The 16,968-nt window shown below is 42.4% G+C and carries 13 protein-coding genes; 8 read left to right on the top strand and 5 right to left on the bottom strand.

All coding sequences use genetic code 11. The annotated features are described in order from the left end of the window. Positions 1–2 precede the first annotated feature (2 nt). Positions 3–1,646, top strand: a complete 1,644-nt coding sequence (locus QZY09_RS19645; protein ID WP_295675152.1) for a HAMP domain-containing sensor histidine kinase — start codon at positions 3–5, stop codon at positions 1,644–1,646. A 3-nt stretch (positions 1,647–1,649) separates the two neighbouring features. Further along, positions 1,650–2,342 (top strand): response regulator transcription factor, encoded by a 693-nt coding sequence (locus QZY09_RS19650; RefSeq protein WP_295675154.1) that lies wholly within the window; start codon positions 1,650–1,652, stop codon positions 2,340–2,342. Between the two features lie 43 nt (positions 2,343–2,385). Here QZY09_RS19650 and QZY09_RS19655 read toward each other — a convergent pair whose 3' ends face one another. Next, positions 2,386–3,006, bottom strand: coding sequence for a bifunctional 2-polyprenyl-6-hydroxyphenol methylase/3-demethylubiquinol 3-O-methyltransferase UbiG (locus QZY09_RS19655; protein WP_295675156.1), 621 nt, complete (start codon positions 3,004–3,006; stop codon positions 2,386–2,388). Between the two features lie 164 nt (positions 3,007–3,170). On the opposite strand from QZY09_RS19655, the gene QZY09_RS19660 reads away from it, so the two are divergent. Next, positions 3,171–5,012 carry a CocE/NonD family hydrolase gene (locus QZY09_RS19660; protein ID WP_295675160.1) on the top strand — a complete coding sequence of 614 codons (1,842 nt, stop codon included), beginning with the start codon at positions 3,171–3,173 and terminating at the stop codon, positions 5,010–5,012. Between the two features lie 98 nt (positions 5,013–5,110). On the opposite strand, the gene QZY09_RS19665 is transcribed toward QZY09_RS19660, so the two are convergent. Next, positions 5,111–6,004 (bottom strand): c-type cytochrome, encoded by an 894-nt coding sequence (locus tag QZY09_RS19665; RefSeq protein WP_295675162.1) that lies wholly within the window; start codon positions 6,002–6,004, stop codon positions 5,111–5,113. Between the two features lie 229 nt (positions 6,005–6,233). Here QZY09_RS19665 and QZY09_RS19670 point away from each other — a divergent pair, with 229 nt between their 5' ends. The 4 genes from QZY09_RS19670 to QZY09_RS19685 all read left to right on the top strand — a co-directional run bounded on the left by QZY09_RS19670 (position 6,234) and on the right by QZY09_RS19685 (position 9,590). Beyond that, positions 6,234–6,407 carry a hypothetical protein gene (locus QZY09_RS19670; protein WP_295675164.1) on the top strand — a complete coding sequence of 58 codons (174 nt, stop codon included), beginning with the start codon at positions 6,234–6,236 and terminating at the stop codon, positions 6,405–6,407. Further along, on the top strand, positions 6,394–6,765 hold the full coding sequence (locus QZY09_RS19675) for a type II toxin-antitoxin system VapC family toxin (RefSeq protein WP_295675166.1): 372 nt from the start codon (positions 6,394–6,396) through the stop codon (positions 6,763–6,765). The genes QZY09_RS19670 and QZY09_RS19675 overlap by 14 nt, the downstream gene beginning before the upstream one ends. A 65-nt stretch (positions 6,766–6,830) precedes the next feature. Beyond that, positions 6,831–8,549 carry a glycosyltransferase family 39 protein gene (locus QZY09_RS19680; RefSeq protein WP_295675170.1) on the top strand — a complete coding sequence of 573 codons (1,719 nt, stop codon included), beginning with the start codon at positions 6,831–6,833 and terminating at the stop codon, positions 8,547–8,549. Positions 8,550–8,567: 18 nt separating this feature from the next. Further along, positions 8,568–9,590: a hypothetical protein gene (locus QZY09_RS19685; protein ID WP_295675172.1), complete on the top strand. Its 1,023-nt coding sequence runs from the start codon at positions 8,568–8,570 to the stop codon at positions 9,588–9,590. A 128-nt stretch (positions 9,591–9,718) separates the two neighbouring features. Here QZY09_RS19685 and QZY09_RS19690 read toward each other — a convergent pair whose 3' ends face one another. The 3 genes from QZY09_RS19690 to QZY09_RS19700 all read right to left on the bottom strand — a co-directional run bounded on the left by QZY09_RS19690 (position 9,719) and on the right by QZY09_RS19700 (position 14,215). After that, complete coding sequence (locus QZY09_RS19690) at positions 9,719–10,456, bottom strand: head GIN domain-containing protein (RefSeq protein WP_295675174.1); 738 nt, start codon at positions 10,454–10,456, stop codon at positions 9,719–9,721. Positions 10,457–10,642: 186 nt separating this feature from the next. Continuing rightward, positions 10,643–12,301, bottom strand: coding sequence for a M1 family metallopeptidase (locus QZY09_RS19695; protein ID WP_295675177.1), 1,659 nt, complete (start codon positions 12,299–12,301; stop codon positions 10,643–10,645). 39 nt (positions 12,302–12,340) lie between these two features. Further along, on the bottom strand, positions 12,341–14,215 hold the full coding sequence (locus QZY09_RS19700) for a CocE/NonD family hydrolase (RefSeq protein WP_295675180.1): 1,875 nt from the start codon (positions 14,213–14,215) through the stop codon (positions 12,341–12,343). A 764-nt stretch (positions 14,216–14,979) separates the two neighbouring features. Here QZY09_RS19700 and QZY09_RS19705 point away from each other — a divergent pair. Beyond that, positions 14,980–16,899, top strand: coding sequence for a glucosamine-6-phosphate deaminase (locus QZY09_RS19705; protein WP_295675182.1), 1,920 nt, complete (start codon positions 14,980–14,982; stop codon positions 16,897–16,899). Positions 16,900–16,968: the final 69 nt, after the last annotated feature.

The raw sequence follows: 16,968 nt of genomic DNA on the forward strand, positions 1-16,968 counted from the left end.
TTATGAACAAGTCAAAAAGCATTTATCGCAAAAACTTTTCGCTGGTCGTTGTTTTCCTTATTTTGATTTCGGTGATTTTTATTGTCGCGCTTTTTATTTCGTATGATTTTAACGCTAAAAATATCGATAATGAATTTGCTTCAAAAAAAATTGAGGTATTAGAGCAAACCATGAAGCCCTATAATGACTTATTTCAAAATAAGATCCCGGAGATCACTTCTTACCAGGGATTTTTGGATTCCACCTCTGCAGCAAAATATGCTGATGCAATTTTCCATAATTTCTCCTTTGTAAAAAAAATAGTATTCTACGATGCCCGGATTAGTAATCAAAAAAGCAGTACGGTATTAAGGGATAACCTTGGCATCTCCATCAACCAAATGTACCAGTATGCTCCTGCAAAAGGGCAAGTTAGGGGTATTAGGATTTGGAATACAAGCGACGAGGACGATTTTAAAGAAATGGCGGTGAAGCTAAGCGATTATATTGCGTTTTCCGACACCTCGAAGGAGTCGTCCCAGATCGAGATATTTAATACCTTTTATAATATAAAATCAGGAAAGATCAGCTATTCAAATATCCCCCGGCGCACAGATGTAAAAAACTATCGCGAATTGATAAAAAATGGTAGCCCATCCTCTTATTACAAACAAAATATCATGACTTTTTTCTTAGACCCCTATTCGCTTAGGGTTAAGAACACGCATAAAGAACTTTATCAGGATGTAAGTATTCAACCGGTAGTTTATGACCCCCTTGATGCAGGTAACAATAACCTGGTAACCGAAGCTGCTTTACCCGGGGCATTTGCTGATTTTAAACTCTACTTTACTTCCGACAGCAATTACCTTTCGGCAGAAACCAATCGCAGATTTATGCCTATTGCCGCGATGGTTTTATTAATTTACTGTTTTTTAGTGCTGATCGGGTGGCTTATCTACCGCAACCTGAATGTAAACCTTAAATTATTCAAACTGCAATATGATTTCATTAATAATTTCACTCATGAGTTTAAAACACCGGTGAGCGTAATTAAAATAGCCGGATCGAACCTGAGCGCCGAGGGCGGGCTGAGTGATAAACAACGTAAACAGTATGGAAGGATATTGAACGAAGAAGCTGATAAACTAAATGATCTGATGAATAAACTCTTGTCATTTACGCAGCTTGAAAACAAATCGATTGATATTAAAAAGGAAGAAATTGACGTTGAAGCTTTCGTGACGAAGTATATAGAAACATTTAAAATAAAATACCCTGACTTTAAAATCAACTTTAGGGCTCATGGGGTTACGTCGTTTTATAGCGACCCTGTGCTTTTAGGCAGTGTTTTTCAAAATCTGATCGAAAACGCCTATAAATATTCACATCCAAGTAAAAAAGTGTTGAATATTAATGTTTTACACCAAAAACGGGATATTGTTTTTTCTTTTACCGACAGAGGTATCGGTATCCCAAAAAACGAGTTGAATAATATTTTTAAAAAGTTTTACCGTATCGAAAATCAGTATAATCAAAACGGGAGTGTTGGCCTTGGTTTGGCTTTCTGTAAAGAACTGGTAAATTTTATGCACGGTGACATATCTGTTAACAGCAAAGTGAACGAAGGATCGGAATTTATCGTCACTTTGCCTTATGAAAATTGAATTATGAACAAAGAAATTAAGATCGCGCTGGTTGAAGATGATGAGAACCTGCGTTTTTTGGTAGCTGAGCGCTTACAATCAGAAGGGTACAAAGTATTAGAGGCCCCAAACGGCGATGATGGTGAAAAAGTAGTTTTGGCAGAAACCCCCCATGTGGTATTGCTGGACTGGATGCTGCCAGGTAAACAGGGATCAGAGGTTTGCACCAACATAAGAAACAACGGTTACGACGGCCAGGTAATTATGATGACCGCCAAAGGCCAGGATATTGACAAAATTGAAGCTTATAAATTTGGGGTGTCAGATTACATCATCAAACCATTTAATATGGATGTTTTGGTGGCGATGATAGATAGTAAAATCAAATTTTCATTAAATACGGATAAATCGGAGTCGTACAAATTTGCAAACATGGAGCACCAGCCCAATACGCACTTATTGATCAGGGATAACCGCAAAATTGAATTAACCATCCTTGAAAACCGGATTTTGCTTTATTTCCTTAAAAATAAAAATAAGGTGATCAACCGCGAAGAACTAATGATGGAAGTTTGGGGCTATAATGCCGATGTAAATACCCGCACCCTGGATATGCATATTGTAAGACTGCGCAAAAAGATTGAAACCAATGCTGATTCGCCGCAATATTTGCAAACCGTAAGGGGGATTGGGTACAAGTTTGTGTATGCAGGATAGTTTCTCAAAGACTTACGAAGTTTTGAAAACTTCGTAAGTCTGATCATCCTTGTTTATAAACCTGCGAAATTATAAATTCTCCAAAAAATGTTTGTGAGGCAATGGCCTTATAACCACATTGATTAAACTGGTTGTTCACATCGGGCAGCGCTGATGCTTCGATATCGCAAATCATCCTGAAAAACAAAAACATCGATTTTAGTAATCCCTTTTGCCACCATTTTCCTTTCAATTGAAAATCGCAATTGAGCCATAGGCCACCCGGTTTTAAAAAGGAATGAATATGATTGAATACCTGTTTGAAAGTTTGTTCCGTAAAATTATCAAACAAAAATGGCGTAATTATAACGTCAAAATCAGGAAGCAGACGAACATCTTCAATGGCCTCGTTTATAAAAATCACCCTATTGTTGCCGGCTTTTCTCTTTTTTGAAAGCGCCATCATTTTTGGAGCTATTTCTACATAAGTGATCTGCAAACCGGATGGATGAATATTAACTATTTCGTCCAAGATCCACCCTGTGCCGCCGCCAACGATCAAAATATTCGAATTTGGGGGAATAAACCGTAACAGGTAAACCTGCGCCTTAATCAAAGCCTTACCATATACCAGGCGGGAAAGCCTGTCGTAAAACCAGGCGGAATTGTTGTAGTTAGCGGGCATTGGTTATAATAAGTTGTAAGGGTTGCAAAGGTTTTAAGAAGTTAGAAATTTCATAGAAACAAGTCAGATTTTTTAGCAGCTAAAACTATTACAACATTTACAACCCTTACAACTAATTTCAACTAATTCCCTATCTTTAGTCATCCATCCTTAATTCAGCAATTATGAGCACATTTTTTACAAAGATCACATTTATAGGTATCCTATGTTTATGTTCAGCTAACCTTTTTGCACAGCCCACCAAACCTGATGATAAATATAGCCGCCAGGAAGTAATGATACCCATGAGGGATGGGATTAAATTGCATACCGTTATTTACACCCCAAAAAATCAAGCAGAGAAATTACCATTTTTAATTACGAGGACACCCTATGGCGTAAGTGAAAACCCGAGTCCGGAAAGGGAAGGATATATCAAAGATATGGCCGACGATGGTTATATTTTTGTGGCCCAGGATATCCGTGGCAGGTATTTATCACAGGGGACATTTGAAATGCAGCGTTTTAACCGCGATAAAAAAGATCCGAAAGCCATTGATGAAGCAAGCGATACTTATGATACCATTGATTGGTTGCTTAAAAACATTGCGGACAACAACGGCAAAGCCGGCATCTATGGTATATCCTACGATGGGTGGACAGCAATTATTGCCGGCACTGATCCTCACCCTGCTTTGAAAGCAGTATCAGAACAGGCCACGCCGGCGGATATGTTTATGAACGATGATTTCCACCATAACGGCGCATTCCGTTTAAGTTATGGTTTTGAGTATTCGGTATTAACCGAGGCTGCAAAAACGGATTCGCTATATAATTTTGGGCAGTACGATACTTATGATTGGTACCTTAAACTAGGTACCTTATCAAACATTAATAAAAAATACGCGCATAACACACTGCCCACCTGGAACAACTTTATTGCACACCCCAATTATGATAGTTTTTGGCAAAAACAGGCACTGGCTTACCGCCTGGACACCCCGAGAACCGCTATACAACATGTATCGGGCTGGTGGGACCAGGAGGATATGGTTGGCCCGCAAACCGCTTACAAGACTTTGGAGAAAAAAGATGTTAACCACAAAAATTTTATTGTTTTAGGCCCATGGAGACATGGTGGATGGGCCGGTGGCGAGGGCACCAGCCTGGGCAATATCAAATTCGACGGGCAGGCTACAGGCACTTATTTCAGGAAAGAGATACAGGCTAAATGGTTTGCATGGTATTTAAAAGGTAAAGGCGATGGTAATTTTGCCGAGGCTATATCTTTTCAAACAGGCTCAAACAAATGGATCAATTATAGCGCCTGGCCACCTAAAGAATCCGTGAGCAAAAACATTTACTTTCATACCGATGGCAAGCTTTCCTTCGAAAAACCCTCCGCGGCTGAGAAGACATTTGACAGCTATGTATCTGATCCATCAAAACCGGTGCCATATCGCCAAAGGCCAATTGAGGAAACTTACGGGCCAGGTTCCCGCTGGTATTTTTGGCTGACAGAAGACCAGCGCTTTGTGGATAACCGCCCCGATGTATTAACATGGCAAACCGATACCCTTACGCAAGACGTTACCATAACTGGCAATGTACTGGCAAAACTATATGCATCAACCTCGGGCAGCGATGCGGATTGGGTGGTTAAACTGATCGATGTTTATCCCAAGGATTATAAAAAAGAGTTAAAGATGTCGGGTTATGAGCTGATGATCGCGGATGATGTATTTCGCGGCAGGTTCAGGAAAAGCTTCACTAAGCCAGAGCCGATAACACCCGGAAAAGTGGAGGAATACAGCATTGACCTGCATGGCGCCGATCATGTATTTAAAAAGGGGCATAAAATAATGGTGCAGGTACAAAGCACCTGGTTCCCGGTAATTGACAGGAATCCGCAAAAGTACGTACCCAATATTTTTGACGCCAAAGCAAGCGATTACCAGTCGGCAACGCAAAAGGTGTATCATTCTATCGCGTTCCCGAGTAGTATAATTTTGCCTGTTATGCAATAAATCTCTGTGTGCTCCGCGACACTCTTTGCGTACGCTGCGTTAAATTTTAACCGCAGAGAACACCTGAGAAGGCACGGGGTGCGCTAAGTTTAGTTAAATTATTTTTGCGCAGCCTTCATCAGTCCAAACGGCCCGTATTTATGCTGCATTTCGCTAAAGTGATCAGCATAAGGCCCAAATGGGAGGTCAATAGGTTTGTTTTTTAGGTCTTTCCAGTCGTTACGCTGGTCGTAATGCGGGCGGGGCTGAGAATTGATGAACGCTGCTACATTCCAGGCTTCTTCATCTGTTAGCTGAGGGCTCTTGTATGTTGCGCCAAAAGGCATATTATTTTTAACAAAACCTGCCAGGTTACCGATGCGGTACATACCGGCGCCATTATTATAGCTATGATCTCCCCATAATGGCGGGTAGGTGTAGGTGAGCTGATCTGCGGCAAGCAAACCTTCACCATTAGCGCCATGGCAAACCCTGCATTTCGATACAAAAACAACTTTCCCTTTATCTGGATCAGCGGGGATTTTCAAAAACGCGAGTTTTTCTGTTGCCGAACCAAACAGCTTTTTGCCCTTTTTCACCCCCTGCCCTATCCAATTGATATAAGCCATCATAGCGCGCACTTCCCTGCCGTTTGTATCGGGAACTTTACCTGCCAGGCTGCGGTTAAAACAATCGGATATACGGCCTGAAAGCGGCTGAATTTTCCCGCTGCGGTAACTCTGTTTTGGGTAATTGGCCAGCACGCCTGAATAGTTGTTGGCGAACAGCCTGCGGCCGCCCTCAAGATGGCAATTCTGACAATTCATGCCGTTTGATAATTGGGCAATACTTCCCCTGGGGCCAAAATATTTTGCCGTATGGGCCAGTAGTTCTTTGCCATAACGGATCATATCGCCTGTTTTGTTTTTTGGGATAGTGGTTGAATCGGGAGCTTTCCACGTATTTACGGTGTTAGCAATAGCTTTTGACGGAATCACTCTTATACTGTCCATCTCTTTAGTCCCATGGTTTTTGTTGCATGAAATAAGAATAAACACAATAAAGAAAATCACCAAATAACTCAATTGTATTATAATCCAACTAAAAAGCCTTCTTTTTTCTTTTTTTTCACTCATAACTAAAATGTGTAACTATTTATAAGGTAAGATAATATAAGAGTATTTGTAAATTTAATAAGAGTTTTTAAGATATTTTAAATTTAGATAATTTGTATCTTTGAATATGTCAAAAATAATTGAGGTAGATAAATCGACCAGCAGGATAAAACTCGATGAAGCGATAAAAAAGCTGCCAAAGAGAAAAGCCCCGATAAACATTGATAAATATTTTGGTAAAATAAACTTTGGTATTGATGGGCTAACTTATCAATTTGAAGCGAGAGATGAGTGGAGATAACATTGTTGTTGATACCTCGCTCATCATAAATCTGTTCAACGGGGTAAATGAAGTAAGAGAATTAATCAACAACCGCAATCTCTTTGTTTCCATAAAATCCGAAATAGAGGTTTTAAGCTTTCCAAATATTACCCAAAAAGATTCAGCCCTATTAAAAGATTTTTTAGCGCAATGCCATATTGTTGATATCGAACCAGCAATTAAAGAAATCACTATCAGCATTCGTTCCAGGTACAAAGTAAAGCTGCCGGATGCCGTTATTGCTGCAACGGCTATATATTATGATTTACCTTTATTCACAATGGATAAAGGTTTTAAACGGATAACCGACCTTCAGGCAATTATCCTTGTGCTATAATTTGATTTATTAAGTGAATCATACTTTTCTGTATAATCCTAACTTTACGGCGATAATTTTTTCTAATGCCAGATAACGTTTCATATACCTCGGTCAAATCCAACAAAATCATTCTTTATTTTTTGGTGTTTTGGACGATATTGAACGCCGTACAGGCTTTTACCCTTGAGTTGCAGGCGGACGAAGCATACTACTGGATGTATTCCCGCTACCTGGATTGGGGTTATTTTGATCATCCACCCATGGTGGCTCTGTTTATCCGATTTGGCTATGCATTAATCCATAATGAGTTTGGAGTAAGGTTGTTGACCGTGCTTGCCAGTTCGGCATCCGTCTACCTGCTTTGGCTCATCCTAAAAAAATACGCGGTGGATGCTGTGGCCTTCGTACTGGTGGTTTCGGGGATTTTCATTTTCCATATTTATGGCTTTACCATCACACCGGATGGGCCGCTCTTCTTTTTTACCGTTTTGTTTTATTACGTCTACCAGCGATATATTGAACAGGAAAATTGGGGGCTTGCAATTATATTGGCCGTGGTTATCGCCTGCCTGCTTTACAGTAAATACAATGGGGTGTTGCTGATCGGGTTTACGGTGCTAGCCAATATCAAATTGTTAAAGCGCGGATCGTTTTGGGCCATCGTTATTTTATCAGGTGTACTTTATCTGCCGCATATATTATGGCAGGCAAATCATGGCTATCCTTCCATCAATTACCATTTGTTTGAACGTTCGGCCCGTACTTATGATTTAACCGATACCTTCTCTTATATTCCAGGGCAGTTATTTATGGCGGGCCCGCTGATTGGCTGGTTCCTTTTTTACAAAGCGTTTACTACCAAAATAAAGGATGCCTTTGTGCGAACCCTAATGGTGAACTGCGTAGGAACTTTTATTTTCTTTTTCTTTAGCAGCAGTCGCGGCGAGGTGCAACCGCACTGGACTTTCATCCTGTTTGCCCCATTGGTGATGCTTGTACTCATCCATTTTAAACAGCAAAACGGCAGGCCGAAATGGCTTTTCCCATTGGCGATGATTAATTTGAGCCTGATATTAGTAGTAAGGCTGATCATTATTTTCGGTTTCGGCTTCGCCAGGACTTATGGCCATTTAAAAAGCTATTATGGCTTTAAAGATTGGGCACATGTGGTAAATGAAAAAGCAGGCGACCATTATGTGGTAATGAGCGAGGGTTTCCAAAACCCGGCGAAATACGATTTCTATACCAATAGCCTGAAATGCTTTGCCTATGATACCCGCTATTACCGACGCACCCAATTTGATATCTGGCCGATAGAGGATAGCCTTCAACATAAAAAGGTATTTTATTTAAATTGGTTCCCCATAAAAGGCCTGACTACCGATTCTATAAAAGTGCCGGCCGGCACCTGGTACACCGCCTGGATTGACGATTTCCGGACCTACCAGCAAATCATTTTCGAAACCTCAACATATAAAATTACAACAGCACCGGGCAAGAAAACCAATTTCCAATTAACTTTTAAAAATCCATATCCTTATGCCATTAGCTTTGGCAATAAGGGTTATACACATGCTGTTGTTTTGGAGGCCTGTTTTTTTAAGGGCGGTAACGTTGTTAATGCCCAAAAAGCCGATAGCACATTCAATCAAATAAATTTAAAGCCAGGCGAGACAGGTAGTTATAATTTTACGATAAATGCACCGTTGGAGAAAGGAAGTTACGACCTGCTGTTTTCGCTGCGTACCGATCCGTTCCCGGGAAGCAAAAATGGCAGAATTATTACCTTTACAGTTAAATAAAACCCCTATTATTAAACAATGAAAAAACTCTACTTTACTTTCCTGATTTTAGTTATAACGGGAAGCGCTGCCCTTGCGCAAAGCATCGACGTAAATTTTAGCGGCCTTGGCTTTTTGGATAACCGTGAGTATAAAGATTTTGTTGCCCGCTCCCGCACTTATTCAGGCATGCGAACCGAACTCGATTTCGGCTTAAATATTGATAGCTTAAACCATTTTATAGTAGGCGCTAATGGTATACATGAATTTGGTGCGGTGCCTTTCTTTTTAAAAGTGAACCCTGTAGCATATTATAAATTTAAAAGCAACACCTGGCAATTTATGGCGGGTGAATTCCCGAGAACTGACTTGCTTGATAATTACCCCAGGGCGCTATTGAATGATACCCTTCAATATTACCGCCCGAATGTGGAAGGTTTGCTGGCCAAATATCAAACTTCCCATTTTATGGAAACCGGCTGGATTGATTGGGTGAGCAGGCAAACGGATACCGCCCGCGAGCAGTTTTTATTTGGGTTTGAAGGCAAGTACAAACCATCGCTAACCGGGCCGTTTTACATTGTTCATTATTTTTTGCTGGAGCATAATGCCGGAGCGGCAATACTGCGGCCCGATGACCATATACAGGATAACGGCGGCGGGCAGGTTAAACTGGGGCTTGATTTTAGCCATAAACAAAAAGCCTTTGACTCCTTAACATTTGAAGCGGGGGTGATGATATCGATGGAAAGGACCCGCGGTGTTGACGGCCTGCAAACGCCAAAAGGGTTTATCGCCAGCGCTTATGGAAGCTTTAGCCGCTTTGCCATTTTTGATGAATTTTATTCAGGGCAGGGATCGCACATCAACTTCGGCGATTCGTTTTACGAAAAGAAATTTTATAACCGCCTCGACCTGATCTTTAACACCTTCGTTTATAAAGGGCTTCGAGGGAAATTTGTATTGAGCGTACACCGAACGCCGGGCTACACAAGTAACCAGGAAGCATTTAACGTATCCTATGATTTGGGAAGACGAGTGATCGGGAGGTTTAAGAATTAGTGTTTGGAAATTAAAGAGCGGAGATTAGAAGAGAAACTAATCTCCGCTCTTTTTTCACAACTCAGATCATTATTGCCGAAACGTCAGTTGCAGCTTCTTTCGGACTTTACTGACTTTCGGCCTAATCTCTAGAACCTCGATATATCCCCGCTGCCACTTTTACGGCTGTTGACTACTTTTGCAGACCCTGTATAGCGAATATCGCCCGAGCCACTTACTGACGCGTCAATTCTTTCACTTACGTTTACCTGTGCATCGCCTGAACCGGAAACCCTTACAGCGCAGTTAGCAGTAAGCAAATTGCGGCCAGTAAAATCGCCCGATCCAACCAAACTAACCCCTGCAGTTTCGGCACGCCCTGAAAGTTTCATGTCGCCCGACCCCGTTATACTGCAATCAAGGTTTTTAGCATCTACCCTGCCTGTCATATCGCCCGAACCGCTGATACTTAAGCGTAATGTGTTTGATGAAATCCCATCTTTAAAAAAGGCATCGCCTGAACCAGTTAGATTAATGCTGTTAATGTTTTTTGCGACTACATATACGACAATTTTTTTATGGTGCCCCCAAAGGTCGCCCCAATTAAACGTATCGTGTTTGTTGTATATTTTTAGAACTCCGCCATCCACCTCAGTAATTATGCGGCTCATAATTTCAGCGGGCGCTTCCACCTTAACAGATTCTGTTGAACCCTGGGTGATATATACGTCAAACGAACCCGCAACATCTACGGCATGGAAACCCGTAAGATGGCGGTCGACTATTTCTGAAAAATTTACATTTACAGCTGAATGGGATTTTGCGATAGAAACGCCGCTAGTGGCCAACAGCACGATTACGGCCAAAATCCTTGTAATTGATCTCATGATTTGTATGTTTTATAGAATAAGACAACACTTAAAACAATAAGGTTGCACTAAAGTTACGAAATCAGGCTTATTATTTTAATATCAATACCCGACGAATAATATACAATAATGAATTAAGAGCGTCGAAATGCTGAATTCAAAATTTAAAAAACATATTATTTCCCCCTTTAGGGGGCCGGGGGCTTAATCCACCAGCACCCCTATATAATAATTAAACGTATCCACCTCTATGTTTTCCCTGGTAGCGCCTGTTATAGAAATTGGTCTGAATCTGGTTGAAGGCTGAATGTACTGGTATTCGCCGCCTTTTAGCTTTACCCTTACAGGCATATTAAAATCATTTGCATCAGCCTGCCAGCGGCAATTTAATTTCCCGCGGATCTCCATAAACTCCAATATCGGAAGATTTTTATAATGCAGGTACTGGTCAAATACAGGTTTCAGGCTTTTGCCTGATTGATTACTGATATAATCAACAACATCATCATATGTTACCGTTTGGTGGTAAAAAGTTTTGTTTAAGCCCCGCAATATATTGCGCCATTTTTCATCGTCATTAATAATGGTGCGAATCATGTTCAGCAGGTTACCACCTTTGTAATACATATCTCCCGAGCCTTCTTTGTTTACACCGTAAATACCTACAATCGGGCGATCGTTTTCAATAGACATCCGGGTACCATGTACATATTCCTGCCCGGCCTGTTTGCCGTAGCGCTGTTCAACAAATAAGGATTCGGAGTAATTGGTAAAACTCTCGTGGATCCACATATCGGCGAGGTCTTTTGAAGTGATGTTGTTCCCAAACCACTCATGCCCGCTTTCGTGCACAATAATAAAATCCCATTTCAGCCCCCAGCCTGTTCCGGAAAGGTCGCGGCCAAGATAGCCATTGATATAATGATTGCCATAGGCGGTTCCGCTTTGGTGCTCCATACCCAGGTGCGGGGCCTCTATCAGTTTATAGCCATCTTCGTAAAAAGGATAAGGGCCAAACCAATGTTCAAATGCGCTGATCATATCCTTCACATTCTCCCCAAATTGTTTTTTAGCTTTTTCAAGGTTATACGCCAATACCCAGTAATCCAGCGTCAGCTTTCCTTTTTCGCCGTTATAAGTATCGCTAAAATGGGTGTATTTACCAATATTGGCTTCAATATCATAGTTGTTGATAGGGTTTGAAACAAACCAATCATAACGGGTATACCCATTTTTCAGGTCAGTTACTTTTCTGAGGCGGCCGTTTGACGCATCCTGCAAGCCGGTGGGAACGCTGATACTGATCAGGGCGCTGTCTACCTCATCGGCTTGCTGATCCTTATTCGGCCACCAAACGCTGGCGCCCATGCCCTGGCAGGCCGTAGCCACCCACGGATTACCTGCTGAATCTGTTTTAAAAACTATACCACCATCCCAGGGCGCATTTTTAGCAATAGTGGGGTTGCCCGAATAATACACCGTAAACTCATCCTTACTGCCTTTAGCTATCGTAGCCGGGAAAGTAACAAACACAGCATTGAATTCGCGGGTGTAAGGTAATTCCTGCCCCTTATAAACTACTTTTTCAACTTTTAAATTGGCAAACAGGTCGAATTGCAGTTTGGTAAAATCCTGCATGGCGGTAAATTTAAAGAGCGTGCTCCCGCTGATGAATTTATGCTCGATATCAAACTTAACATCCAGGTGGTAATACCCGATATCATAGCAGGTACGGAATGGGGTTGATAAATCTCCCCGCAGGGTATCGGCACGTGTAAATACTGCTTTTGCTTTACCCAACTGAGCGTTTGCTTTTAGCGTAAGAAGCCCAAGGGCCAAAAGTAACAACTGGTATTTTTTCATTTAAATCGGTGTAATCTTTTTAAAAATCGATGTAATTCTCTATTCTAATACGGTAACTTTCACATTTGAAAGCGCGGCATCATTATGATAGATCCTGATGGTTGCTTTTTGAAAATCGGCATCTTTTGCCTGGTTAATATCCTCAAATTTTTGCGGATTGCGGTCAACCAGCGGGAACCATGAATTTTGTACCTGGATCATGATCCTGTGGCCTTTTTTAAATGTGTGGGCAACATCAGGAAGGTTATATTTAACCTCCGTAACTTTCCCCGGCACAAAGGGCTCTGGTTTTTCGAAAGAGTTACGGAATTTCCCCCTGAAAACCTCTCCCCTAACCAGCATCTCATAACCTGCCATCGTAACGCTTTTAGGATTTGGTTTTGGATCAGGATAATTATCCGGAAAAACATCGATCAGTTTTACTACAAAGTCGGCATCAGTGCCTGAGGTTGAAGCAAACAGGTCGGCAATTACCGGCCCGGTAAGCGTAATATCGTCCTTTAATGTATCTGTTTGGTAAACCTTCACATCGGGCCTTCTTCCGGCGAAGCGCTGGTCATCCAGCATATATTCCCTGGTACGGTGCGCCTGTATCCCATCCTGGTACGGAACCGGTGAATTGGGATCACTGATGTACTCATCAAAACCGGCGTTCTTTGATTTTTGAGCAGCGAAAGAAAGCTGGCCATTGGCACCAAAATACAACGTTTTCTCTACGGTATTTTTAGGCGGCCATTGGTTAAACTTATGCCATTCGTTACTGCCGGTAATAAATATGGTAGCTTTTGGCAAGTCGAGTATTTTTTCATCCTTCAGGTAAAACTTAAAAAAGGGCAGCTCAACATTTTCACGAAACCATTCGCTTGTTTTGGAGCCGAAATTCTGGTCGCCAAAAAACTGCCCGTCGCCCCGCTCCCAGCCGCCGTGAAACCAGGGACCCAATACCAGCATATTGGGGTGCGTTGCAGGGTTTTGTTTTTCTAATGCCTTAAAAACCTGTTGAGCGCCAAAGGCGTCTTCCGCATCAAAAAAACCACCAACCACCATCGTCGCAGGTGTGATATTTTTAAGGTGCGGGCGGATATTCATCGCCTTCCAAAACCAATCATAGTTGGGATGGGCCATCATATTGTCCCAAAACTTTACAGAATCGCCCAAATAGCGCTTTTTATAGTTGGGTAATGCCCCTAAATCCAGGTAAAAATTATAATTATCCGTCTCCTTATATTTAACCGGGTTTTTAAATTCTGCCGGTGTTATGGGTTTAGGGCGCGGCACGCCAAAACCAGTCATAAAAGAAAACGCGTCCATTACAAAAAGAGCCCCGTTATGATGAAAATCATCGCCAATGAACCAGTCGGTAACCGGTGCCTGCGGCGATACGGCTTTTAAAGCCGGGTGGGCATTCGGCAGGGAGGCCGTTGAATAAAAACCCGGATACGAAATCCCCTCTATGCCAACTTTACCATTATTATTGGGCAGGTTTTTAATCAGCCAGTCAATGGTATCATAGGTATCCGAGCTTTCGTCAGTTTCTTTAGTGGTTTTTTTATGATCAATATCGGGGCGCACATCAACAAATTTTCCTTCACTCATCCAGCGGCCCCTAACATCCTGGTAAACAAAAATAAACCCTTCCCTGGCTAACAGCATATTCTGGCCCAACGTGCGCTTGTAATCGTTTTCGCCATACGGGCCAACGCTGTAAGGCGTACGGGTCATGATGATCGGATATCTTTTGGATTGGTCCTTTGGAAGATATATCGACGTAAACAGGCGGATCCCATCACGCATGGTGATATACTTTTCCATCTTGGTATAATGCTCCCTCACATACAGTGAATCTTGCGATGGTTGTGCATCCGCAGATGCAAATAATAATGCAGCCCCAAACAGGAGAAATAGCTTTTTCATTGAATTGATTTGTTTTTTAAAGGGATTACGGCTACCACCAGGCACAAAAAGGACATAAAGCGGAGATTGGATAATGGCGCCATTCTAATAAAGTCAGTTAATGAGGCTAATTTAGTAAGATAATTGTTCATTTGCTATTGTTTTAATACTGTTACAAAACACCATTTCGATATAAAAATGGTTAGGAATTTTAATTATGTATACCTAATACCGCTGTTGGTATAGAGAATACCCGCGTTGGTGTAATTAATTTGCAACTTGATTTTACAACATAACCTTTGACATAAGTAAGATCGCCGGAGGGGGGGGGAGAAAAATGTCCTCAAACACTATTCTCCGGCTAAAAGCTTCAAGGGCTTTAACCTATTCCTTATTATTTGTTGCCTGGCTTTAGGATCAATTCTTCCATAATTTAGCTGTTTTTTTATTGGTTTTTATCTCTGTTTTTAATCCGATACAGGTTAAATTTATTCAATACCCGCATCATTTGTTTACTTATTAAAATATTTTAAAAAGTTTTGAGGATATTAATTTTAATTTATTAAGTTTGTATTGAATAATGCATAAAACATCATTAAACGGACTATTCTTTGGCCTTATGTCGGTAAGGGTAATTTTGATAGTTAAATTGGTTTGAATAAATCCTCGTTTAGGCGGGGATTTTTTATGCAATGTTCTTTTTATAAACCATTTTTTCTGAGTCTTGAGCCGAAAGGCTTGAGCCAAAGGCGGACTTCAGACGAACGACTTTAGACATAAACACAATGGCGAGATTAAATTTACTTGAAGAGACGCGGTACGAGAAACTGCCGGTAACGGTGTATGGCAACCAGCAGCAGGCATCCATTGCCGTAGCGGGCCGCATAGCGGCATTGATCTGCGGCAAAGAAGCCAAAGGCGAAAAAACGGTATTGGGCCTGGCCACCGGGGTAACGCCCATCGGGGTGTATGCTGAACTGGTAAGGCTGCACAAAGAAGAAGGCCTGAGCTTTAAAAATGTGATCACCTTTAACCTGGATGAATACTATCCCATGCAGGCTGCAGCAGCACAAAGCTATGTGACCTTTATGAACGAAAACCTGTTTTCGCAGGTAGATATCGATAAAAGCAATGTAAATATCCCCGATGGCACCCTGGCCCTTGACGAGGTGGCCGCCTTTTGCCTGGAGTACGAACATAAGATCACCGCCCTTGGCGGGCTGGACCTGCAAATCCTGGGTATCGGCCGTACCGGCCACATCGGCTTTAACGAGCCGGGATCGGCGCCAAACTCAGGAACAAGGTTAGTAACCCTGGATGACCTGACCCGGAACGATGCCTCACGCGATTTCGGCGGCAAATCAAATGTACCCACCAAAGCCATCACCATGGGTGTGGGCACCATTTTTAAAGCCCGCGAGATCATCCTGATGGCCTGGAGTTTGAAAAAAGCCCCGATCGTAAAAAAAGCGGTGGAAGGCGAGATCTCGGGAGAAGTACCGGCTACCTATTTACAATTATCGGATCATGTTGAATTTGTGTTGGATGAAGCCGCTGCCAGTTCATTAACCCGCTTTGATACGCCCTGGCTGGTAAAAGACTGTGTTTGGGAAAACGGCATGAAAAAGAAAGCAGTGATCTGGCTGGCCGAAACGGTAAACAAACCCATTTTAAAACTAACCGAAGAAGATTACAACAACCATGGCATGGCCCAGCTGGCGGTTGAACAGGGCCCTGTATATAACATCAATATCGACATCTTTAACCAGTTGCAGCATACGATCACCGGCTGGCCGGGCGGTAAGCCCAACGCCGACGATTCGCAAAGGCCCGAGAGGGCACAGCCGGCCCGGAAGCGCTCCATCATCTTTTCGCCTCACCCGGACGATGATGTGATCTCCATGGGCGGTACCTTTATCCGTTTGGTTGACCAGGGGCACGATGTGCACGTCGCCTATCAAACCTCTGGCAACACGGCTGTATGGGATGATGATGTATTACGCTTTGTAGAATTCGCCATCGACTTTAACCAGAGCATCGGCGAGGACAACAGCAAGCTGAAACAGATCTACGAAGACATGCGGGCCTTTATCCCTACCAAAAAACCCAACCAGGTAGACACCAAAGAGATCAGGGATGTAAAAGGGTTTATCCGCAAAACAGAAGCCATCTCCGGCGCACGGTATGCCGGCTTACCCGACAGCAATATCCACTTTATGGCTTTGCCGTTTTACGAAACCGGCAAGATCAAAAAGAACACCGCCGGCGAAGCAGACATCAAACTAACGATGGAACTGTTGCAAAAAGTAAAACCGCAGCAGGTATTTGCCGCAGGTGACTTTGCCGACCCGAACGGAACACATTTGGTTTGTTTCAATATCATTGTAGCGGCATTAAACCGCTTAAAAGTAACCGAAGACTGGGTAAAAGACTGCTGGCTGTGGATGTACCGCGGCGCATGGCATGAATTTGAGACCCACGAGATAGAGATGGCTGTACCATTGTCACCACAGGAAGTAATAAGAAAACGCAACGCGATCTTTAAACACCAGAGCCAAAAGGACAGACCGGTATTCCCGGGCGATGACGCAAGGGAGTTTTGGGTGAGGGCCGAGGACCGTACCCGCGAAACTGCCCAAAATTATGATAAACTGGGCATGGCGGAGTATGAGGCTATGGAGGCATTTGTGAGGTATCACTTTTAATGATTTCACCGATTTGGGAATGATTTCACCGATTTTGTGCCGCCACAACTCTTTAAATCGGTGAAATCA

The sequence above is a fragment of the uncultured Mucilaginibacter sp. genome (genome assembly GCF_903913935.1).
GTDB lineage: Bacteria > Bacteroidota > Bacteroidia > Sphingobacteriales > Sphingobacteriaceae > Mucilaginibacter.